At 72.7% G+C, this 21,105-nt stretch carries 15 protein-coding genes and 1 pseudogene; 6 read left to right on the top strand and 10 right to left on the bottom strand.

Annotation, left to right across the window (positions count from 1 at the left end; all coding sequences use genetic code 11):
* Window positions 1-62 precede the first annotated feature (62 nt).
* On the top strand, window positions 63-428 hold the full coding sequence (locus HHX37_RS06685; RefSeq protein WP_182880159.1) for a darcynin family protein: 366 nt from the start codon (window positions 63-65) through the stop codon (window positions 426-428).
* 21 nt (window positions 429-449) lie between these two features.
* On the opposite strand, the gene HHX37_RS06680 is transcribed toward HHX37_RS06685, so the two are convergent.
* Entirely contained in the window at window positions 450-896 is a 447-nt protein-coding gene (locus tag HHX37_RS06680; RefSeq protein ID WP_182884839.1) for a type II toxin-antitoxin system VapC family toxin, read from the bottom strand.
* Between the two features lie 8 nt (window positions 897-904).
* Complete coding sequence (locus HHX37_RS06675) at window positions 905-1,201, bottom strand: FitA-like ribbon-helix-helix domain-containing protein (protein ID WP_182884838.1); 297 nt, start codon at window positions 1,199-1,201, stop codon at window positions 905-907.
* Window positions 1,202-1,397: 196 nt separating this feature from the next.
* On the opposite strand from HHX37_RS06675, the gene HHX37_RS06670 reads away from it, so the two are divergent.
* The 3 genes from HHX37_RS06670 to HHX37_RS06660 all read left to right on the top strand — a co-directional run bounded on the left by HHX37_RS06670 (window position 1,398) and on the right by HHX37_RS06660 (window position 5,205).
* Window positions 1,398-2,570 carry a bifunctional glycosyltransferase family 2/GtrA family protein gene (locus tag HHX37_RS06670; protein ID WP_182884837.1) on the top strand — a complete coding sequence of 391 codons (1,173 nt, stop codon included), beginning with the start codon at window positions 1,398-1,400 and terminating at the stop codon, window positions 2,568-2,570.
* Window positions 2,567-4,681: a glycosyltransferase family 39 protein gene (locus HHX37_RS06665; RefSeq protein ID WP_182884836.1), complete on the top strand. Its 2,115-nt coding sequence runs from the start codon at window positions 2,567-2,569 to the stop codon at window positions 4,679-4,681. The genes HHX37_RS06670 and HHX37_RS06665 overlap by 4 nt, the downstream gene beginning before the upstream one ends.
* A gap of 107 nt (window positions 4,682-4,788) precedes the next feature.
* The gene (locus tag HHX37_RS06660) at window positions 4,789-5,205 is read left to right on the top strand and encodes a ferritin-like domain-containing protein (RefSeq protein ID WP_117409557.1); all 417 of its coding nucleotides are present in this window, start codon (window positions 4,789-4,791) and stop codon (window positions 5,203-5,205) included.
* 105 nt (window positions 5,206-5,310) lie between these two features.
* On the opposite strand, the gene HHX37_RS06655 is transcribed toward HHX37_RS06660, so the two are convergent.
* Complete coding sequence (locus HHX37_RS06655; RefSeq protein ID WP_182884835.1) at window positions 5,311-6,396, bottom strand: FAD-dependent monooxygenase; 1,086 nt, start codon at window positions 6,394-6,396, stop codon at window positions 5,311-5,313.
* An 84-nt stretch (window positions 6,397-6,480) separates the two neighbouring features.
* On the opposite strand from HHX37_RS06655, the gene HHX37_RS06650 reads away from it, so the two are divergent.
* Window positions 6,481-6,972, top strand: a complete 492-nt coding sequence (locus tag HHX37_RS06650) for a TetR/AcrR family transcriptional regulator (protein ID WP_182880166.1) — start codon at window positions 6,481-6,483, stop codon at window positions 6,970-6,972.
* A 101-nt stretch (window positions 6,973-7,073) separates the two neighbouring features.
* Here HHX37_RS06650 and HHX37_RS06645 read toward each other — a convergent pair whose 3' ends face one another.
* From HHX37_RS06645 to HHX37_RS06615, 7 genes and pseudogenes are all read right to left on the bottom strand, one after another.
* Window positions 7,074-7,901, bottom strand: coding sequence for a helix-turn-helix domain-containing protein (locus HHX37_RS06645; protein ID WP_220502638.1), 828 nt, complete (start codon window positions 7,899-7,901; stop codon window positions 7,074-7,076).
* Between the two features lie 90 nt (window positions 7,902-7,991).
* A complete protein-coding gene (locus HHX37_RS06640; RefSeq protein ID WP_182884834.1) occupies window positions 7,992-9,758 on the bottom strand; it encodes an acyclic terpene utilization AtuA family protein in 1,767 nt (588 codons plus the stop codon).
* Window positions 9,755-10,561 carry an enoyl-CoA hydratase-related protein gene (locus tag HHX37_RS06635; RefSeq protein ID WP_182884833.1) on the bottom strand — a complete coding sequence of 269 codons (807 nt, stop codon included), beginning with the start codon at window positions 10,559-10,561 and terminating at the stop codon, window positions 9,755-9,757. The genes HHX37_RS06640 and HHX37_RS06635 overlap by 4 nt, the downstream gene beginning before the upstream one ends.
* A gap of 500 nt (window positions 10,562-11,061) precedes the next feature.
* Window positions 11,062-13,005: pseudogene (locus tag HHX37_RS06630) on the bottom strand (acetyl/propionyl/methylcrotonyl-CoA carboxylase subunit alpha); the annotation flags it as partial.
* Between the two features lie 40 nt (window positions 13,006-13,045).
* The gene (locus tag HHX37_RS06625; protein ID WP_182884832.1) at window positions 13,046-14,644 is read right to left on the bottom strand and encodes an acyl-CoA carboxylase subunit beta; all 1,599 of its coding nucleotides are present in this window, start codon (window positions 14,642-14,644) and stop codon (window positions 13,046-13,048) included.
* 163 nt (window positions 14,645-14,807) lie between these two features.
* A complete protein-coding gene (locus HHX37_RS06620) occupies window positions 14,808-16,490 on the bottom strand; it encodes a serine/threonine protein kinase (protein WP_182884831.1) in 1,683 nt (560 codons plus the stop codon).
* A 63-nt stretch (window positions 16,491-16,553) separates the two neighbouring features.
* A complete protein-coding gene (locus HHX37_RS06615) occupies window positions 16,554-17,918 on the bottom strand; it encodes an FAD-binding oxidoreductase (RefSeq protein ID WP_310740282.1) in 1,365 nt (454 codons plus the stop codon).
* 196 nt (window positions 17,919-18,114) lie between these two features.
* Between HHX37_RS06615 and HHX37_RS06610 the strand changes: the two genes are divergently transcribed.
* Window positions 18,115-20,868, top strand: a complete 2,754-nt coding sequence (locus tag HHX37_RS06610) for an immune inhibitor A (protein ID WP_259406252.1) — start codon at window positions 18,115-18,117, stop codon at window positions 20,866-20,868.
* The last annotated feature ends 237 nt before the right edge of the window (window positions 20,869-21,105 follow it).

Here is a 21,105-nt window from a genome sequence, read left to right as displayed (position 1 = left end):
TGCCGGCGCATCCGTGATGCCCACCAGACCGAGGCCACCTGCCACCACAAAGGGAGCACATCATGCCCGCTGAGACGACCGAACCGCCGGTCACCGCGTTCATGCTCGTCAAGACCACGCCCGAATGGCTCGCCATGACCGTCCGGGAACGGGCGGACGCCTTCGCCACCCAGGTCGTCCCCGCGATCGAGGCCAGGACCACCGGCGTCCGGTCACGCTTCTACGACACGGAGTTCTACTCCACGCGCGTCACCGACGTCTGGGTCTGGGAGGCGGACGACCACCACGCCTATCAGCTCCTCATCGACGCGCTGCGCGAAACACCCTTCTGGGACCGCTATTTCGAGGTCGTCGACCTCCTCGTCGGCGTGGAGAACGGCTACGCCCGCACCTACGGCCTCGACCCCGTCGCCACCGTCACCACCTGACACGCCGGCACAGCCGCGTGTTCACACGAGAGCGAATCCGAGTGCTTCGGCGGCCTGTGCCTGAAAGCCATCGCGGCTGGCGAAGCCGAGCTTGTCTCCCTCTTCCTCCAGAAGAGGAATCGCCGCGATCTCCGCCAGAGCGAGGTGGATCGCGTCGAGTGCACGCAACGCATGGACATGGACGATCTCGGTGGCGCGCTGTTCGACTGCCTCACGTGGAGCGGCGAGCAGCGTAACAGGGCCGTCTTCGCCAAGGTCGGACGATAGAACCGCGAGAGTTCCGTCCAGATCCATCAGCCGTTGTGTGCGTGCCGCACGCACCAGGACACCGGTCACTTCGACCACTGTCAGCGTCCCTGTCACCAAGAGATGATCAGGGTCGTCCAGCAGCTCACGAGCCCGACCATGACCAGGCTCGTCACGAAGGTAGGCGCAGGCGAGGACGGAGGAGTCGACATAGGTGAGCACGGCGGCGGTCAGCGACCTTCGGCCCAGAGCCGGTCGAGTATGGGGCCGATACCCTCGGTCGTTTCCAGAGCGCGCTCGCGGTCAGCGCTCGTCACTCGTGGCATCTTGGGCACACAACCTTCCGCGAGGACACCCAGGCGGCGGGCTCGGGCGCGCAGTTCCGCCCGTGCGTCGAGCGTCTCATCGGCGACGCCTCTCGCGAGGATCTCTCCGGCGGTCGCGTTGATGGATCGGCCGGTGCGGTGAGCTCGGCGCGTGATGCGCCGATGCAGGTCGTCATCGATTCGAAGCAGCAGTTGTTTCACCGTTCGATGCTATCACCAAAGACTGTCCTAGTGATATCACTTGTGGCCGCTGACCCCGCTTGTCTCCTCTTGGCTGCGGCGCCGAGAGCGGCCTGTGAGGGCGCTCCCGCAGCGTCATGGACATCGAGGTCGGGTTCTCATGCGGCGTTAATCGAGGGCTCAGGGCGGTCCCATCGGGGGCCGCGAGCGTGGGGCCATGAGCGTAACTATGGTGTCCGGGCCGGAGGCGGGGGCGTCCCGCCGGACCCGGCTGGTCGAGGTGGTCGTCCCCGTCCACAACGAGGAGCGTGTGCTGGCCGCGAGCGTGCGGCGGCTGCACGGCTACCTCGCCCGCGAGTTCCCGTACGGCTTTCGCGTGACGATCGCGGACAACGCGAGCACCGACGCCACGTGGCGGATCGCCGAGCGGCTGGCGGGCGAACTGCCCGGTGTGCGGGCCGTCCACCTCGACCGCAAGGGCCGGGGCCGGGCCCTGCGGAGGGTGTGGGAGGCCAGCGACGCCGACGTCGTCGCGTACATGGACGTCGACCTGTCGACCGACCTGGACGCGTTCCTGCCGCTCGTCGCGCCGCTGCTGAGCGGGCACAGCGACCTGGCGATCGGCACCCGCCTTTCTCCCTGGGCCAACGTGGTGCGCGGCCCGAAGCGCGAGATCATCTCCCGGGCCTACAACCTGCTCCTGCGGTCGCTGATGGGCGTGCGCTTCTCCGACGCGCAGTGCGGCTTCAAGGCCGTCCGCACGGAGGTGGCGCAGGCGCTGCTGCCCGCCGTACGCGACGAGGAGTGGTTCTTCGACACCGAGTTGCTGCTGCTCGCGGAGCAGCACGGCCTGCGCATCCACGAGGTGCCGGTCGACTGGGTGGACGACCCCGACAGCCGGGTGGACATCGTCAGGACGGCGGTCGGCGACCTGCGCGGCATGTGGCGGGTCGCCCGCGCGAGCCTGCGCCGTCCGCCGGCCCGCCCGGCCACCACGTCCATCAGGAGGCAGATCCCGGCGTTCGCGGTCATCGGCGTGATCAGCACGGCCGCCCACCTCGCGCTGTTCTGGACGCTGCGCGCCGTCCTGCCGGCCGTGATCGCCAACGCGGTCGCGTTGCTGGTGACGGCGGTGGCCAACACCGCCGCCAACCGGCGCTTCACCTTCGGCGTACGCGGCCGGGCGGGGGCCCTGCGGCACCACCTGGGCGGGCTCGTCGCCTTCGTCGCGGGGCTCGCGCTGACCAGCGCGGGCCTGGCCGCGCTGCCCGCCGGGGCGCCGCGGGCGGCCGAACTGGCCGCCGTGGTCGTCGCGAACGGCCTCGCCACGCTGCTGCGCTTCCTGCTCCTGCGATCCTGGGTCTTCGCGCCCGGCAAGGACTCCCGATGACCGTGCTCGCCACCATGACCCCGATCGGCCGGCGAGCCCCTGCCACTCCGTTCCTGCGCTGGGGCGGGTGGGCCGTCCTCGTCCTCGCGGCCGTCCTCCACACCTGGGCGCTCGGCCGCAACGGGTACGCCAACGACTACTACGCGGCCGCGATCTACTCCGGCACCCGAAGCTGGAAGGCGTTCTTCTACGGCGCGCTGGACGCCGGGTCGTTCATCACCGTCGACAAGCCGCCGTTCGCGCTGTGGGTCATGGGCCTGTCGGCCCGGATCTTCGGCTTCGGCACGTGGAGCATGCTGCTGCCGCAGGCCGCCGCGGGGGTCGGGTCGGTGGCCCTGGTCGGCTCGGCCGTACGGCGGTCGCTGCGCGGGCTCGGCGAGCGCGCGGCCGGGGTGGCGGCCCTGCTGGCGGCGCTGGTGATGACGCTGACGCCGATCACCGTCGCCATCGACCGGGACAACAACCCGGACACGATCCTGGTGCTCCTGCTGGTGGCGGCCGGGTGGTTCTGCCTGGAGGCGACCCGCACCGGGCGCCTGCGCACGCTGCTGACGGTCGCCGTGCTGGTGGGCCTCGCCTTCAACACCAAGATGCTGCAGGCCTACCTGGTGCTGCCCGCGTTCGCGCTCGCCTACCTGTACGCGGCGCCGGGGCGGCTCGTACGGCGGATCGGGCGCCTGCTCGCCGCCGGAGCGGTGCTCGTCGTCTCCAGCGGATGGTGGATGGTCCTGGTCGACCTGACCCCGGCCTCCTCCCGGCCGTACATCGGGGGCAGCACCGACAACAGCGTGTGGGACCTGGTGATCGGCTACAACGGCCTCGGCCGCGTCTTCGGCGGCGCGGGCAACGGCGGGCCGGCCCGGCTCCCCGCAGCGGCGTCCGGCGACCTGCCCGAGGGCCTCACCCGGGCCTTCGGCGGCGGCCCGGGAGGTGGCCCGGGAGGCGGGTTCGGCGGCACGGCGGGCGCCGGGCGGCTGTTCAACGACGTCATGGCCGGGCAGATCTCCTGGCTGCTCCCGTTCGCCGCGGTGGCGCTCGTCTGCGGCCTGCTCCTGGCCGCCCGGCACACGTACGGGCCCGCGACCCGGCCCGTCCGCGCCGCGCTGCTGCTCTGGGGCGGCTGGCTGCTGGTCCACTACGTCGTGTTCAGCTTCTCCAGCGGCACGTTCCACCCCTACTACACGACCGCGATGGCTCCCGCGATCGCCGCGCTGACCGGCGCCGGCGGCGTGCTGATGTGGCGGGCGGCCCGTACATCCCGGGCCTGGCGACCGGTCCTGGCGGCGGCCGTCGCCGCGACGGGTGCCTGGTCGTTCGCCGTGCTGCGCCGTACGCCGGAGTTCGTGCCCTGGCTCGCCTGGACGATCGCGGGCGTGACGGCGGTGGCCGTGCTCGCCCTGGTGGCCTCAGCGTTCGTCCCCGTGAGGCCAGACGCGGACCCCGGCGCCGGGCGCGGACGCCGTACGGCCACGCGGGTCACGGCGGTGGCACGGGTCACGGCGCTCGCATCGGCCGCGGCGGTCCTGGCCGGGCTCGCCGGACCGGCGGCGTACGCCGTGACGCCGCTCGGCACGGCGGTGAACGGCACCAACCCCACCGCAGGTCCCACGACCGGACGCGGCGGCGCCCCCTTCGGCGGGCGCGCCGGCCTTCCCGGTGGCCTTCCCGGTGGTCTTCCCGGCCAGGGCACACCGCCCGGGGGGCCGGAGGACGGGACGGACGGACGGCTGGGCGGACGGCTGGGCGGATCTGGAGGGATGGGCGGGGCCGTGGACGCCGAGATGGCCGCCTACCTGAAGCGGAACAAGGGCGGTGCCACCTGGCTGGTCGCCGTGGGAAGCGCGCAGAGCGCCTCCTCGCTCATCCTGTCGACCGGAGAGCCGGTCATCGCGATGGGCGGCTTCACCGGCTCCGATCCCGCGATGACCGTGGACCTGCTGAAGAGGTACGCCGCGGACGGCAGCCTGCGGTACGTCCTCCTCGGCGAGGGACGCGGACCCGGCGGCGGGGCCGACTCGTCCGTCACCGCCTGGGTGAAGGCCAACGCGACCCTCGTCCCGGCGTCCGAATACGGCGGAACCGGGACAAGCTCCCTTTACCGCCTGAGCTGAGCGCGTACGAGCACCGATACACAGCGCCGATATCGGGACCGGACGTGTTCGGCCGCCACCTTCGCGGGTACGGGAAGGGCCTCTCGATGACGAAAGGACGACCACCCATGGACACGGAGGCCTTCATCGCCCTCCTGAACGAGGATCTGGAGAGCGAGTACCGCTCGATCGTGCAGTACGTCCAGCACGCGGCGACGATCAAGGGCGCGCAGTACCTGTCGATCATCGAGGAGCTCAAGCAGCACCTCGGCCAGGAGCTCAACCACGCGAGCACGCTGGCCGAGCAGATCGACTTCCTCGGCGGCGTGCCGAGCGTCCGCGTTCCCGAGATCCCGGTCGCGACCGACAGCGCGCAGGCGTTGCGGCTCGACCTCGAACTGGAGCAGGAACAGCTGCGCCGCTACCGCGAGCGGGTGGAGCAGGCCCAGCAGCTCGGCCTGAGCGACGTCGCCGAGGCGCTGCGCCCGCTGCTCCAGCAGACGCAGGACCACGTCATGGACCTGCAGACGGTGCTGGGCGAGTGACGGACCGCCTACCGGCGGATGAGGCGCGCGGGCTCGCGGCCGGGACGGGTCGCGTCGCCCGCGCGTCCGGCGCGTCCGCCAGGGCGGCGGTGCCTCGGCGAGGGGTCACGAGGTGTGCGCATCCGCAGGGGCGGCCCCTCCGCCGAACATCGTGACCGCGGTCTCCCGCCCTGTCGCCTGGTTCTCCGCGACGTAGGGCCGCAGTTCCTCCTCGTACGCGGCGAACGCGGTCGTGTGATCGCCGCCCGCCGAGGCGAGGGCGCGTGCCAGGGCCCGGGCACCGACCAGTGCTTGTGAGGTGCCCATGCCGCTGGTCGGCGCGGCGCAGTACCCCGCGTCGCCGACCAGCGCTACCCGGCCCGCCGACCAGCGGTCCAGGTGGACCTGGCAGGACGAGGAGAAATAGAAGTCGTCGGCCTCGCTCATCGCCTGTAGCAGCCGGGGCACCTCCCAGCCGCGCCCGGCGAAGGCGGCGCGCACCGCCTCCTCCTGCTCGTGCCGGGGCCGCCGGTCGAGCGCGGGGGAGGCGGTGGAGAAGGAGAGGCTGACCGTGAGCCGGTCGGCGTCGCCCGTGCTCAGCAGGAAGATCGCCCGGTCCACGCCGTGCTGCAGTATTCCGCTCCGGCGGAGTCCGAGGTGGTTGACGGTGCTGAAACCGGCGCCGGAGAGGCCCAGGTGCCGCAGGGCGCCGGCGGGCGAGCCGAAGGCCAGCCGTCTGACCTTCGAGTGCACGCCGTCGGCGCCGAACACGAGGTCGAACTCGCGGGTGGCGCCGCGTTCGAACTCGGCCGTGATCCCGGACTCGCGCTCGGTCAGCGCGCTGATCGAGTCGTCGAACACGTACGTCACGTCGCCCGCCGTGATGCGGTGCAGGATCCGGGTCAGCTCCCTCTTGGGCACCTCCAGCTCGCCGGCGAAGGCCTCGGCGGGCAGCCGCCCGATCTCGGTGCCCTCCTCGTCGACGAGGAGGGTGCCGCTCATCCTGGTGTCGTGTTCGCGGAGCTCGGACAGGATGCCCATCTCGTCGAGGACCTCGAACGCCGCGCCCCGGAAGTCCACGGCGTACCCGCTGTCGCGGAGGTCCGGTGCGCGCTCGACCACGGTCACCTCGTAGCCGTCGCGCCGCAGGAAATAGGCGAGGGCGGGTCCGGCCACGCTCGCCCCGGAGATCAGAACCTTCGTCGCTGTCATGGCACGACCGTAGCCGGGTCTTGTCCATTTGGTCAAACCATATGGATAAGCCAAATGGTCAATCGATCCCGTATGCTGCTCGGCATGGGAAACCGAGAGGATCTGCTGGCCGGCGCCAAGCGGTGCCTTGTCGAACGCGGCTGGGCGCACACGACCGTCCGTGACATCGCCTCGGCCGCCGGAGTCAGTCACGCCGCCATCGGCTACCACTTCGGCTCCAAGGACGCCCTGCTCACGCAGGCCCTGGTGGAGGCGGTCGACGAGCTCTCCGAGGAGCTGGCCTCTCGCACTCCGTCCGACAGGCCCGAACAGCGCTGGCAGGTGCTGATCGACAGCTTCACCACGCACCGGGCGCTGTGGGTGGCCCAACTCGAGGCCGCGGTGCGGGCCGAGCGGTCACCGGAGGTACGCGAACACCTCGCCAGGGGGCAGCGGGAAGGACGCGAGGGGCTCGGCGGCTCGGTGCCGCTCGCCCTGTTGAGCGGTCTGATGCTGCAGTGGCTGGTGGATCCGGACCACGCGCCCGGCGGCGCGGAGGTGATCGCCGGGCTTCGCTCACTCGCCACTCGGCTCTGAGGGCTCCGGGCGCCCGACGCGGCGCCACGGGGCGCGCGGCCCGGCGGGCGGGTGGCGTGGAGTGTGGGTCCGTGCGGCGGGCGGGTGGCCTGGCGCGTGGGTCAGCGCGGCTGGTGGAGGGTGTAGTCGTCGAGGGCGCGGACGATCAGCGCCCTCGCGTCGTCCCTGAAGGCCGCCGCCTCCCAGAACTCCTCGAACGCCCGGGCGTAGAAATCCACCTCGCCGGCGTCGCGCAGCAGCAGGTCCCTGGTGCCGGTGGCCACCCCCACCAGGGCGTTGTCGTAGATCCAGAACGAGTTCGTCAGCGCGGACGGCAGCGGTGCCTCGAACGGCAGCAGGCCGAACTCCACGTTCGGCAGCGTCGTCACCGCGATCAGCCGGTCGAGCTGGCCGCGCATCACGTCGGGTGGCGCCAGCCGGTAGCGCAGCACCGACTCGGGCATGACGAACCGGAACCGCCGCGCGGGGTCGTACAGGATCTCCTGGCGCCGCATGCGCACCCGGATCGCGTCGTCCACGTCGGCGGTCGACTTGTACAGCCGCCTGAGCTTCCCGAAGACGTGCCGGGCGTACTCGGTGGTCTGCAGCAGCCCGATCACCGCCCCGGGCTCGAATGCCCGGAACAGGAGGGTGCGCGTCTCCAGGTCGCGGATGTCCTCCTGCAGGGCGGCCAGGCCGTTCCGGTGCCGCTGCCGCCAGGAGTCCTGCCGCTCCTGGAGCCCGGCCACCTGCCTGACCAGCGCGTCGATCGTCTGCGGGTCGGCCTCCACGGCCTTCCCCCACGCGGCCACGTCGTCCTCGGAGGCGGTCTGGCGGGCGTTCTCGATGCGCGAGACCTTCGACGGCTGCCAGTGGAGCCGCTCGGCGAGGTCCTTCCCGGACAGGCGGGCGTTCTCCCGCAGCCGGCGTAGCCGGACCCCCAGGTCCATGCGGGCTTGATGGAAACCGCTCACTTCCACCTCCGCATGCGGGCGGTCCTGCGATTGCGCAATCCTAGTGCGGGAGCGGCACGAGGCAGTTCAGGGCGGGACCGGCACGCGGACCGCGCGCAGGCGTTCCCCGAGCGCCTTGGCCTGCGCGTCGAGGAGCGGGCTCGCGGCCACGCCCCTTCCCAGCAGACCGTGGATCACGAAGTTGAGCGCGTGCAGGTTGGGCAGCGCGAACCGCTCCACCGGCAGCCCGCCGATCTCCGGCAGCAGTTCCCCGAGCCGCTCCACGGTCAGGAACGCCGCGAGCCACGGGTAGCGGGCGGGGTCGCGCACCCAGACGCCGAGATTGGCGTCACCGCCCTTGTCGCCCGACCGCGCGCCCACGACCCGGCCCAGCGGCCGGACCGGCCCGGCCGTGAGATCACCCGCGTACGGCGGTGCCGCCTGGTGATCCGTGACGCCGCCGGTAGGGCCGTACGCGTCAGGGGAGACCAGCGGCCCTGGCGGCGCGTACGGCACCTCGATGCGGACCCCGCCGACGGTCACGACCGGGAGCACGGCACGGGCGTCGACCGAGGAGGGCCAGTAGACGCCGTAGGGGGAGGCGTCGGCGGGCGGCGTCAGCCCGAAGAAGCCGGGGTAGCTCGCCAGGCCGGTCTCCACCACCGCCGAGGAGAACGCCCGTCCCGCCTTGCGGGCGTCGGAGTCCATGACCGTGATCCGCAGCAACGCGGTGCCACCTGTCTCCGCGGCCGTCCCCGGCTCGTACGCGTGCGGGCCGAGGGGGGTCAGCTCCACGTGGACCTGGTCGAAGGAGTCCCGGGGCACGCGGGCCCAGATCGCCTCCTGCGCGACCCGGGCCTTCGTGGCGATGTCCAGGCCGGTCAGCACCAGCGTCATCGTGTTGCGGTAGCCGCCGACGTAGGTGACCGCCACCTTCAGCGTCTCCGGCGGGGCCTCACCGCGTACGCCCGTGATCCTGACCCGGTCGGGCCCCTCCTGCTCCAGGTGGACGGTGTCGAACCGGGCCGTCACGTCGGGGCCGAGATAGCGGGGCGAGGCGATCTCGTAGAGCAGTTGCGCGGTCACGGTGCCGGTCGAGACCAGCCCGCCGGTGCCCGGGTGCTTGGTGATGACGCTCGACCCGTCCGCGTACAGCTCGGCGATGGGGAAGCCGCAGTCGGGGAGGCCGGGCACCTCCTCGAAGAAGGCGTAGTTGCCGCCGGTCGCCTGGCAGCCGCACTCGATGACGTGCCCGGCGACGACGGAACCGGCCAGCGGGCCGAGGTCGCCGGGCCCCCAGCCGAACCACCACATGCCGGGCCCGGTGACCAGCGCCGCGTCGGTGACCCGCCCGGTGACGACGACGTCGGCGCCGTGCTCCAGCGCCACCGCGATCGGCCGCCCGCCCAGGTAGGCGTTCGCGGTCAGCGGAGTCTCCCGCAGGATCTCGCCGGTGCCGGCGTTGACCGGCGGCCCGGCGAGCGGCATGAGATCGTCACCGGTGACGTGGGCGACGCTCGCGCGCAGCCCCAGCCGGTCGGCCAGGGCGGACACCGCCTCCGCGCAGCCGGCCGGATCGAGGCCGCCCGCATTGGACACCACCCTGATGCCCCGGTCGAGGCAGGTGCCGAGGACCTGCTCCATCTGGGTGAGGAAGGTGCGGGCGTAGCCGGGGCGGCCCTTGAGCCGGTTGCCGGCGAGGATCGACATGGTGAGCTCGGCGAGCCAGTCGCCGGTCAGGACGTCGATCGGCCCGCCCTCGACCATCTCCCGCGCCGCCGAGAGCCGGTCGCCGTAGAAGCCGCCGCAGTTCGCGATCCGCAGCGGTCCCGGTCGCCCGGCCCCGGCCGTCATCGCGCGGCTTCCGCGCCCGCGATATCGGAGGGGACCCAGGCGGCGGGGCGTTTCTCGGCAAAGGCCCGGATGCCCTCCCGCCCCTCCTCCGAGGTGAACCGCTCGGCCGACAGCGCGGCCATCTCCCGCAGGCCCTCCTCGATCGGCATCAGCGGCACCTCGCGGACGAGCCGCTTGGTGATCGCCAGCGCCTCGGGGCCGCCGCGCAGCAGCATGCCCGTGTAGTGCGCCACCGCCGCGTCGAGGTCCTCCTCGGGTACGGCCCGGGTGAGCAGCCCGATCTCCACCGCGCGTGCGGCGGTGAAGACCTCGCCGGTGAGGAGGTACTCGGCCGCGGCCCGGGGCTCCAAGCGGCGCAGGCAGGTGGCCGCGATCATCGCGGGGACCACCCCGAGCCGCACCTCGGTGAACGCGAATGACGCGCTCGCCGGGGCGATCGCGAAGTCGCACGCCGCCACCAGGCCGAGTCCGCCAGCCCTGGCCGTGCCGTTGAGGCGGCACACGACCGGCTTCGGGCTCTCCCAGATCCGCAGCATGACGCCGGGGAACGACGCGGTCACCGGCGCCCCGCCCGCGCGCTGCTCCTTCAGGTCCGCCCCGGCGCAGAACACGGGCCCGGCGCCGGTCAACACGATCACCCGTACGGCGGGCTCGTCCAGCGCCCGCGACAGGGCCTCGTCGAGTTGCGCGAGCAGCCGGGACGACAGGGCGTTGCGGTTGTGCGGCGAGTCGAGCGTGATCGTGGCCACGCCACCCGCCTGCTCCCACCGCACGAGATGCCCCGGCTCGCCGGTCGTGTTCATCTCTGCTCCGCCTCCCCCCTCGGAGCCGCGCCCGGATCGGAGCCCGAGTCCGGGCCGGGAGCCACGACCGCACCGCCACCCGCGGCCGTGCCCGGGTCCATGCCCGGAACCGCGCCGCCCGGAACCGCGCCGCCCGGAACCGTGCCCGAGTTCGCGCCTGGGTTCGCGCTTGGGTCCGCGACCGGAGCCGTGCCGCCCGGAGCCGTGCCCGTGCCCGGCTCCGGGCCGCCGGCGTCCGTGGGGAGGCCGCCCCGCGTGTCCGTCTGGGCGTTCTGCCCGGTGCCGTCGCGGCCCGCCGCCAAGCCATCCGCCGGGTCGGCGGCGGCCACGGGTGCCTGGCCGGAGGCCGGGGCGCCCGTAGTGTCCGCGAACGGATCCCACGGCTGGACACCGGCCGACTCGTGATCCTCGTTGCGGGTCTCGGCGGGGGCTCCCTCGCGGGCCTCGACATCGGGCCTGGTCTCGGGCCTGATATCGGGCTTGGTCTCGGGCGCGGGTTCGATGTCGGCGAGGGGCACGCCCGCCTCGACCCGCGCGCCGGGCACCACGTGCAGGGCGGCCACGGTGCCGGAGGCGGGGGCCACGATCAGGTGCTCCATCTTCATCGCCTCCAGCACGACCACCGGCTGCCCGGCCTCGACCACGTCGCCGGGCTTCACCTCGACACGCAGGACCGTACCCGGCATCGGGGCGGGCAGTGCCCCCGGCGACACCCGCGCCGCGGGCTCGGGCAGCCGCTCCACCGGGGTGAGCCGGACCGGCCCGAGAGACGAGTCGACGTGCACGAGCCGCCGATCACCGGGGCCCGGATAGACCGCCACGTCGAACGCGTGCCGCAGGCCTCCCGTCTCCAGCACCACCCGGCCGGGCTCGGCGGACACCAGGGCGACGTCCTCGAAGCCCTCGGCCCGCAGCCCGTCCCTGCTCAGCCGGTAGGCGATCTCCAGGCGGCCGCCGTCCTCCGTGTCGTACGCCGTGCGCCGGGGCTGTGAGGGCACGTTGCGCCAGCCGCTCGGCAATCCGCCGAGCACCCCGTCGCGCCGCGCCTCCGCCCGGTTCGCCGCCGCCCCGGCGAGCGCCGCCGCGAGGGCCGACAGGCGTACGGCCCCGGGCCCGGCGAGCGACGCCGGAACGGGCCGCCGGTCGAGGAACCCGGTGTCGAGCGCGCCGGACAGGAAGTCCGGATGCCGCAGCACGCCCACGAGGATGTCGCGGTTGGTCGTCAGCCCGTGGATGCGGGCCCGCGCGAGCGCGTGCGCCAGCCGCCGGGCCGCCTCCGCCCGGTCCCCGCCGTACGAGACGACCTTGGCGAGCATCGGGTCGTAGTGGACGCCCACCTCGCCGCCGGAGACCACGCCGGAGTCGAGCCGCAGCCGGGCGCCGAGGCCGAACTCCCCGTCCACGCCGGGGATCTCGAAGCGGTGCAGCACGCCGCTCTGGGGGCGTCCCTCGGCGTCCTCCGCGTACAGGCGGGCCTCGATCGCGTGGCCCACCGGGCTCGGCGGCAGCGCGGCGAGCCGCGCGCCCTCGGCCACCTCGATCTGCAGCCGGACCAGGTCGACCCCGTAGACGCACTCGGTCACCGGGTGCTCCACCTGCAGGCGGGTGTTCATCTCCAGGAAGAAGAAGCCCTCGTCCGACACGAGGAACTCGACGGTGCCCGCGCCGGTGTAGCCGATCGCGCGGGCGGCCCGGATCGCGGCGTCGCTCAGCTCCCGGCGCAGTTCGGGGGTGACGGCGGGGGAGGGGGCCTCCTCGATCACCTTCTGGTGGCGGCGCTGGATGGAGCACTCCCGCTCGCCGAGGGCCCAGACCGTGCCGTGCTCGTCGGCGAGGATCTGCACCTCGATGTGGCGGGCGCCCTCCTGCAGCGGCTCGGCGAACAGCGTGCCGTCGCCGAAGGCCGACAGGGCCTCGCGGCGGGCCGACGCGACCGCCTCGGCGAGCCCGGCCTGGTCGCGCACCACCCGCATGCCCCGTCCGCCGCCGCCCGCCGACGCCTTGACCAGCACGGGAAACGTGAGCTGGGGCGGGGCGTCCGGGGACAGCGGGATGGTCGGCAGGACCGGCACCCCGGCCTCGGCCATCAGCGCCTTGGCCTCGATCTTCGTGCCCATCGCGGCGACGGCCTCGGGGGAGGGGCCGATCCAGGTCAGGCCGGCGTCGAGCACGGCGCGGGCGAAGCCGGCGTGCTCGGACAGGAAGCCGTACCCGGGATGCACCGCGTCGGCTCCGGAGCGGCGGGCCGCCTCGATCACGCGGTCCGGGTCGAGGTACGCCAGCGGGGCGCCGAGCCGTACGGCCTGGTCGGCCTCGGCCACGTGCGGCGCGTCCGCGTCGGCGTCGGAGAAGACCGCGACGGTCTCCACGCCCAGCTCACGGCAGGTGCGGAACACCCTGCGGGCGATCTCCCCGCGGTTCGCCACCAGCAGCCGCCCGATCATGACCCACCCCCGCGAATATGGAAGCCGAAGAGCATGCCCGTCACATCCGGAAGACGCCGTAGCCGGCCCGCCCGGGGTCCGGCGCCCCCGCGACCGCCGACAGGCACATCCCGAGCACCGTGCGGGTGTCGCGCGGGTCGATGACCCCGTCGTCGTAGAGGCGGCCGGACAGGAAGAAGGCCGCCGACTCCGCCTCGATCTGCGTCTCGACCGCCGCGCGCATCGCCGCGTCGGCCTCCTCGTCGTAGACCTGCCCGCGCGCCTCGGCCGCGGCCCGGCCGACGATCGACATCACCCCGGCGAGCTGGGCCGGGCCCATCACGGCCGACTTCGCGCTCGGCCAGCTGAACAGGAAACGGGGGTCGTAGGCCCGCCCGCACATGCCGTAGTTGCCCGCGCCGTAGGAGGCGCCCATCACGATCGTGATGTGGGGCACGGTCGAGTTGGCCACCGCGTTGATCATCAGCGAGCCGTGCTTGACGATGCCGCTCTGCTCGTACTCCCTGCCGACCATGTAGCCCGTCGTGTTCTGCAGGAAGACGAGCGGCGTGCGGGTGGCGTTCGCGAGCTGGATGAACTGCGCGGCCTTCTGCGACTCGGCGCCGAACAGCACCCCCTGGGCGTTGGCGAGGATCCCGACCGGGTGGCCGTGGACGCTCGCCCAGCCGGTGACCAGGCTCGGCCCGTAGAGCGGCTTGAACTCGTCGAAGTCGCTGCCGTCCACCACCCGGGCCAGGACCTCGCGGGGGTCGAAGGGGACCTTCAGGTCCTCCGGCACGATGCCCAGCAGCTCGTCCTCGTCGAACAGGGGAGCCGGGTAGTCGCGGGCGGCGGCGTGCCCGGCCCCGCGCCGGCCGATCCGCCGCATGATCCGCCGGCCGATCCGGAGCGCGTCGTGCTCGTCGGCCGCGAGGTGGTCGGCCAGGCCGGAGGCGCGGGCGTGCATCTCCGCCCCGCCCAGCGACTCGTCGTCGGACTCCTCGCCCGTCGCCATCTTCACCAGCGGCGGGCCGCCGAGGAACACCTTCGCCCGCTCCCGCACCATCACGACATGGTCGCTCAGGCCGGGGACGTAGGCCCCGCCGGCGGTCGCGTTGCCGAAGACGAGGGCGATCGTCGGGATCCCCGCGGCCGACAGCCGGGTCAGGTCGCGGAACACCTGCCCGCCGGGGATGAAGATCTCCTTCTGCGTCGGCAGGTCCGCGCCGCCCGACTCCACCAGGTTCACGTACGGCATGTGGTTGCGCAGCGCGATCTCGGTGGCCCGCAGCGTCTTGCGCAGCGTCCAGGGGTTGGACGCGCCGCCGCGCACGGTCGGGTCGCTGGCCGTGATCACGCACTCGACGCCCTCGACGACCCCGATCCCGGTCACCACGCTCGCGCCGACGGGGAACTCGGTGCCCCAAGCGGCCAGCGGGGACAGTTCGAGGAAGGGCGCGTCGGGGTCGACCAGCAACTCGATCCGCTCCCGGGGGAGCAGCCCGCCGCGCTCGCGGTGCCGCTCGACGTACTTCGGCCCGCCGCCCGCGACGGCCTTCGCCTGCTCGGCCTCCAGTTCGGCGAGCTTCGCCAGCATGGCCTCGCGCCTCGCGCCGTACTCGGCGCCGGAGGGGTCCAGCCGGCTCACAAGCACGGTCATGGCGCCACCGAACCGACTTGTGTCACGGTGAGAACCTCCGGTTGGTCCGCGATCACGTCAACGAGCCGAGTCTGCCACCGGGCGGTGACATTCGTGCCGCACACTCCTGGCCGGCCGTGGTCAGGCCGTGGTTCGGCCCTGGTTCAGCCGTGGTTCCGCGGGGTCAGCCGCAGTGGGACCACGCGCTGCTCCAGGAGGCGCCCCCATACCCGCCGCCCCAGATGACGCACCTGCCCTTGGCGGGCAGCCGGAGCGGCCCCGCGTACACGGTGTAGGCGCCGGCGTCGGCGGCCGACGCGCCCCCCTTCACCTTCAGCACCACGCTCATTCTGATCTTAGCGGGCATCGTGTAGCGAGAGAGCGTGATCACGCAGTTGCGGCCGGTGGAGGCGTTGTAGAGCAGGTATGTCGTCGCCTGCCCGCCGTACGAGTGGGAGTCGACGACGGCGAAGCCGGTCCCGCACACGCCCTTGGCCGTGTACGGGTTGGGTTTGGGCGCGGCGGTCTTCGTGGGAGTCGCCTTCGCCGTCGGGCTGGGTCTGGGCGTCGCGGTGGCCTTGGTCGGGGCCGGGCTGGCCTTCGCCGTCGGAGGGACCTTCGTGGGCTCCGCCGCCGGTCCGGTCGCCGTGGGGGACGGCCGCGTCCGGCGGCCGTGCGCGGGCGAGGCGGCGGGCTTCGCGGTCGCGCCGGGTCTCGCATCGGGTCTCGAACCGGGCCTCCGGGTCGCGGAACCCGGCGACGGACTCCCGGTCCGGTGTCCCGAGGGAGTGACCAGGCCGGACGGCGGCGGGATCGGCGGTTCGGCGGGCGCGGACGCCGCCTGGCCGGGCGCCTCCGTCGCGGTGGTCTCGCTCCCGGCCGCCCGCACCGAGACCCAGGACGGCACCAGGAAGGCCGCGGCCACCAGGGCGGGCACCCCGATCCCGGCCGCCGTCCAGGTCAGCACCGTACGCCGGGGTCTCCTCGCCGCCGCGGGCACGGTGACGTGCCCGGGGGGAGCCGCGGCCTGCGCAGGGGGCAGCGGGGGCGGCGGGGGAGTGAGGTGGGCCTGCCCGGTGAGGCGCGCGACGACGTCCTGGGCGGAGGGCCGCGGCGCGGGGTCCTTCGACAGGCAGGCGGCGACGATGTCCCGCAGGGGCGCCGCGAGGTCGCCGAGGTCGGGCTCGTCGCGCAGGATGCGGGTGATGACCGAGGGGATCGAGTCCGCGCCGAAGGCGGGCCTGCCGGTGGCGGCGAACACCATCGTGACGCCCCAGGCGAACATGTCGGCCGGGGCGCCCGCCGTGCCGCCCGACAGCACCTCGGGGGCCAGGTAGGCGGGAGTGCCGATGGACGCGCCGGTCGCGGTGGCCTGCGGCGAGTCGAACGCCCTGGCCACCCCGAAGTCGATCACGACCGGCCCCTCCGGGCCCATCAGCACGTTGGCCGGCTTGAAGTCGCGGTGGGTGATGCCCGCGCGGTGGATGGCGGCCAGCGCCGTCGCCGTGCTGATGGCGAGCCGTTCCAGCGCCGCTCCCCGGCGCGGGCCCTCCCGGTCCACCAGTTGCCGGAGCGACGGGCCCGGCACGAACTCGCTGACGATGTACGGCTGGTTGCCGGCGAGGTCGGCGTGCAGCACGGGGGCGGTGCAGAACGGCGCGACCCGCTGCGCCAGCGCCACCTCGCGCAGGAAGCGCTCCCGCGCCTCGGGATCCGCCGTCAGCCGCGTGTGCAGCAGCTTCACCGCGACCTGTTCGCCCTGCGGGCCGTGGCCCAGGAAGACGACCCCCTGGCCGCCCTCCCCGAGCCGGTCGACGAGCGTGAACGGGCCCAGGCGGGCCGGGTTCCCAGCCTCCAACGCCACCATCGCCCCCGATTACCCCGGTAACCCCACCAACGGTGCCAAACGCTACCGGATTGGGAACGACCGTCAGATGGCCTTGCCGGGGTTGAGGATGTTCAGCGGGTCGAAGACCTGCTTGATGCCCTGGTGCAGTTCGGCGGCCACCGGGCCGGTCTCCAGGCCGAGCCAGCGCTTCTTCAGCAGCCCGACGCCGTGCTCGCCGGTCAGCGTCCCCCCGAGGGCGAGCGCGGCGCGGAACACCTCGTCGGCCGCGGCCCAGACCTCGGGCGGCGGCTCGGCCAGGCCGCGGTCGAACACGAACACCGGGTGCACGTTGCCGTCCCCCGCGTGGGCGACCGTCGAGATCAGGACGCCGTGCCGGGCGGCGGTCTCCTCGATCGCGGTGATCATCTCGGGGAGCGCCGACCGGGGCACGCACACGTCCTCCACCAGACACTGGCCCAGGCGCTCCTTGGCCGGGTAGGCGAGGCGCCGGACGCCGACGAGCTCGGCGGCCTCCTCCGGCGTGGACGACACCGCGACGAACGACGCCGCGGCGCACAGCTCCGCCATCCGGGCGGCGGACTCGTCGGCCGGGCCCTCCGCCTGCGCGATGAGCATGGCCCTGGTGGACGGCTCCAGCCCGATGTTCTTCCAGTCGTCGATGGCCCGCAGGGTCGTACGGTCGAGCAGTTCGAGCATCGACGGCTGGCAGCCCTCGGCGATGATCGCGGCGACGGCCGCGGCGGCGTCGCGCAGCGAGGTGAACTCGGCCGCGACGGTGGACAGTTCGCGCGGCGCCCGCCGCAGCCGCAGCGTGGCGGCGGTGATCACGCCGAGCGTGCCCTCCGAGCCGACGAACAGGCCGGTCAGGTCGTAACCGGTGACCCCCTTCATGGTGCGGCGGCCGGTGTTCAGCACCCGCCCGTCGGCCAGCACCACCTCCAGCCCGAGCGCCGAGTCGCGGGTCACGCCGTACTTGACGCAGCGCAGGCCGCCCGCGTTGGTCGCCAGGTTGCCGCCGATCGTGGAGATCTCGTACGACGAGGGGTCGGGGGCGTACATCAGCCCGTGCGCGCGGGCCGCCCGGTCGAGGTCGGCGGTGATGACCCCGGGCTCCACGACCGCGATCTCGTCCTGCGGCGACAGCTCCCGGATCGCGGTCATCCGCGCGAGGGAGAGGACCACGCAGCCGTCCACGGCCGTCGCCCCGCCCGCAAGGCCGGTGCCGGCGCCGCGCGGGACCACCGGCACCCGGTGCGCGCTCGCCCAGCGCAGCGTGGCCACGACGTCGTCGCGCGACTGCGCGAGCACCACGCCGAGCGGCTTGCCCGGCGGTGCGAACGTGCGGTCCCGCGCGTACGCGTCCATGACGTCGGGGTCGGTGAGGACTCGCCCGTCCGGCAGCGCGGAGGCCAGCCCGGAGGCCGGCGCGGAGGTCGCTTCGGTCACGTCTGGACTGTACGACATGACCCGATATCGGGTCGCAACCGGAATTACTAACGGATATTGGTACACATCACATTTTGACAACCATGCATGGCGGCTCTTTACGATCCCTTTACCCCCTCGTCTAAGGTCCCGCATGCGCGCTCATCCCGGCGCGCTGTGCATGGTGTCCGGGGAACCCGGACGGGAAGGGATCTCGTTGTCCAAGAGAATCCGGCGTCTCGCCGCGATCGTGCCCGCGCTCGGGCTGGCGGCAGGAGGTCTGGCCGCGGCCGGTGCGGCGGCGGCGCCTACGGCGGGCTACCAGCCGTCGGCCACCGACCATTACATCAACTACGCACCGCCGCGTGTGCAGGGCGACTTCACCACCACCGAGGAGAAGGTCCCGCCGAAGGGGGCCAAGCGCACCGCCGCCCTCGCCGCGGCGATCGACCACAAGTTCGCGGCCGGCAACCCCGTCGCGGCGCGCGTGCTGGCGCAGCACGAGAAGCAGGCGATCAGGACCGGCAAAAACCCCTTCGACTTCATCTACAAGAAGGCGAAGACGACCCGCACCGCCAAGCTGCTCACGCTGCTGGTCGAGTTCAACGACCAGGCCAACGACGACTTCTCCGGCTGGTCGCACCCGAAGACGACCGACGACGTCAACGACTGCGTGACCGAGCCGGCCGGCACCAAGCTGAACGGCCCGCTCCACAACCACATCCCCAACCCGGCGACGGCCGGCGGCGGGGGCAAGGACAACAACTCCATGTGGGTGGCGGACTTCAACACCGCCCACTACAACAACATGCTCTACACCTCCAAGGGGATCACGACCCGGGTCCGGCCGGACCTGAAGGACCCCCGGGACGGCAAGAAGGGCATCGACATCTCCGGCTCCACCATGAAGAACATGTACGAGGAGCTGTCGAAGGGCGCCTACACCGTCACCGGCGAGGCCGTCGGCTGGCTGAAGGTCCCGCACTCCGAGGCGTGGTACGGCGCCGGCAAGTGCGGCACCTACCCGCAGGACATGACCGGCCACCCGGACAACCCGCGCGGCGCCGCCCAGCTCGCGGTCGACGCGGTCGACACCCTGGTGAAGACGAACCCCTCGTTCCCCTGGGCCGACTACGACGTCGAGGACGTCTCCGACGCCGACGGCGACGGGAACTTCGACGAGCCCGACGGTGTCATCGACCACCTTGTGCTGATCCACGCGGGCGAGGACAAGTCCGGCGGCGGCGGCAACGAGGGCACGTTCGCCCTGTGGGCCCACTCCAGCGACGTGGCGGGCGGCTACACGATCCCCGGCACGACCAAGAAGATCTCCAACTACATCCTCCAGCCCGAGGACTCCGGCGTGGGCGTGTTCGCCCACGAGTACGGCCACGACCTCGGTCTGCCGGACCTGTACGACACCACCGGCGCGGGCGACTCCGACGTCGACTTCTGGGACCTGATGTCGAGCGGCTCGCACTCCGGGCCGATCTTCCAGTCCCTGCCGACGCACATGAGCATCTGGGACAAGTGGGTGCTCGGCTGGGCCAACCCGAAGATCATCGAGCCGGGCGCGGCCAAGCAGCTCGCCGTGATCGGGCAGGCCTCCCGGACGCCGAAGGGCACCGAGGACGGCGTACGGATCAACCTGCCGGACAAGCTGAACATCATGTCCACCCCGCACAGCGGGTCGAACATGTGGTGGTCCAACAGCGACCAGAACTGGGCCGACCAGAAGCTCGTCCGGACCGTCGCCGTGCCGGCCGGCACGGACGTGAAGTTCCGCTGGTGGAGCGACTGGGGCATCGAGGCCGACTGGGACTACGGCTTCTTCGAGGTCTCCGCCGACGGCGGCGCCACCTGGGCCGAGCAGAAGATCTTCGACGAGGACGGCACGCTCGTCAGCACCGGTGACGACTACACCGACCCCAACGGCCGCATGAAGGACTACGGCGGCAAGAAGTACGGCCTGACCGGCGAGAGCGGCGGCTGGCACCACCTGTACGCCGACCTCGCGCCGTTCGCCGGCAAGACCGTGCAGATCCGCTTCCGGTACAACACGGACGCGGCCTCCGTGGAGCGCGGCTGGTTCAACGACGACTTCTCGGTCACCAACGGCGCCACGGCGGTCTGGACCGACGACGTCGAGGGCGGCGCCAACGGCTGGACGACCGTCAAGGGCACGTTCACCGACACCACCGGCGGCGGCTGGACCATCCACCCCGGCCGGGTGCAGGCGGCGCAGTACTACCTCGCCGAGTGGCGCAACTTCGACGGGTTCGACCAGGGCCTGAAGTACGCGTACGACACGACCTGGCTGCGCGACGGCGCGTGGAAGGTCGAGAAGATCGCCTACAACGCCCCGGGCCTGCTCGTCTGGTACCGCGACACCTCGCAGGGCAACAACAACGTGTCCGACACGACGTTCGACCTGCCGTCGGTGGGCCCGAAGGGCCAGCTGCTCCTCGTCGACTCGCACTACGAGCCGCTGCGCCGTACGGGCGAGGCGGCGGCGCACGACCCGAGCACGCTGAAGAACCTCCCGTCGCGCCCGCAGTCGTCGAACGCCGCGTTCAACTTCGCCGGGACGTACCCGTTCAAGGAGTGCGTCGAGGGCGAGCCGTTCACGGAGTACTGCACCTCGTTCGGCAAGCAGTCCGCGGTGAAGGAGTTCACGGACGCCAAGGGCTGGTACCCCGGCCTGGAGCTTCGCGACGGCAGCCTGTACTACCGCCACCGCGACGCCTCCGTGGTCATCCCGTCCAAGGACAACCAGCCGTACTCGACCAGGATCGTCAACCCCGACGGCACGCCGGCGACCGACCTCTACGGCACCGACATCGGCGGCGCGATCCTCGGCAGCGGCAACCCCGGTGACGAGGGCAAGCAGCTCGGCGTGCAGATCAAGCTGGTCAGCCCGCTTCCGCTCAACCTGGGTGCGGTCGTCCAGATCACTCCCGCCAAGAAGTAACGGCCACCGGGTGGCGTGACGCCACCCGGCAGCCCGTGGTGTGGCCACAGTGCGTGGTCACGGTGCATGGTCACGGTGCATGGTCACGAGCCCTGCCACGGTGCATGGTCACGGTGCCCGGCCGCCGTTCGCTCATGGACGGCGTGCCGGGCACGTCCATGCCGGGGGGCGTCCCGGCGTCCCGATCCGGGGCCGGGAACGGCCGGCGGCGATGCGCGCCCACGCCCGGCGGCCCCT

Origin of the sequence: Microbispora sp. H10885 (assembly GCF_014161415.1) — a bacterium.
Lineage (GTDB): Bacteria > Actinomycetota > Actinomycetes > Streptosporangiales > Streptosporangiaceae > Microbispora > Microbispora triticiradicis.
Note: the sequence above shows the minus strand (reverse complement) of the source record. Positions and strands in the feature narration are given on the sequence as shown.

What these genes read in the sequence shown, in the direction of transcription:
- HHX37_RS06685 (WP_182880159.1), top strand. Translation starts at nt 63, where the DNA reads ATGCCCGCTGAGACGACCGAACCGCCGGTCACCGCGTTCATGCTCGTC.
- HHX37_RS06670 (WP_182884837.1), top strand. Translation starts at nt 1,398, where the DNA reads ATGAGCGTAACTATGGTGTCCGGGCCGGAGGCGGGGGCGTCCCGCCGG.
- HHX37_RS06665 (WP_182884836.1), top strand. Translation starts at nt 2,567, where the DNA reads ATGACCGTGCTCGCCACCATGACCCCGATCGGCCGGCGAGCCCCTGCC.
- HHX37_RS06660 (WP_117409557.1), top strand. Translation starts at nt 4,789, where the DNA reads ATGGACACGGAGGCCTTCATCGCCCTCCTGAACGAGGATCTGGAGAGC.
- HHX37_RS06655 (WP_182884835.1), bottom strand. Translation starts at nt 6,396, where the DNA reads ATGACAGCGACGAAGGTTCTGATCTCCGGGGCGAGCGTGGCCGGACCC.
- HHX37_RS06650 (WP_182880166.1), top strand. Translation starts at nt 6,481, where the DNA reads ATGGGAAACCGAGAGGATCTGCTGGCCGGCGCCAAGCGGTGCCTTGTC.
- HHX37_RS06645 (WP_220502638.1), bottom strand. Translation starts at nt 7,901, where the DNA reads ATGGACCTGGGGGTCCGGCTACGCCGGCTGCGGGAGAACGCCCGCCTG.
- HHX37_RS06640 (WP_182884834.1), bottom strand. Translation starts at nt 9,758, where the DNA reads ATGACGGCCGGGGCCGGGCGACCGGGACCGCTGCGGATCGCGAACTGC.
- HHX37_RS06635 (WP_182884833.1), bottom strand. Translation starts at nt 10,561, where the DNA reads ATGAACACGACCGGCGAGCCGGGGCATCTCGTGCGGTGGGAGCAGGCG.
- HHX37_RS06625 (WP_182884832.1), bottom strand. Translation starts at nt 14,644, where the DNA reads ATGACCGTGCTTGTGAGCCGGCTGGACCCCTCCGGCGCCGAGTACGGC.
- HHX37_RS06620 (WP_182884831.1), bottom strand. Translation starts at nt 16,490, where the DNA reads ATGGTGGCGTTGGAGGCTGGGAACCCGGCCCGCCTGGGCCCGTTCACG.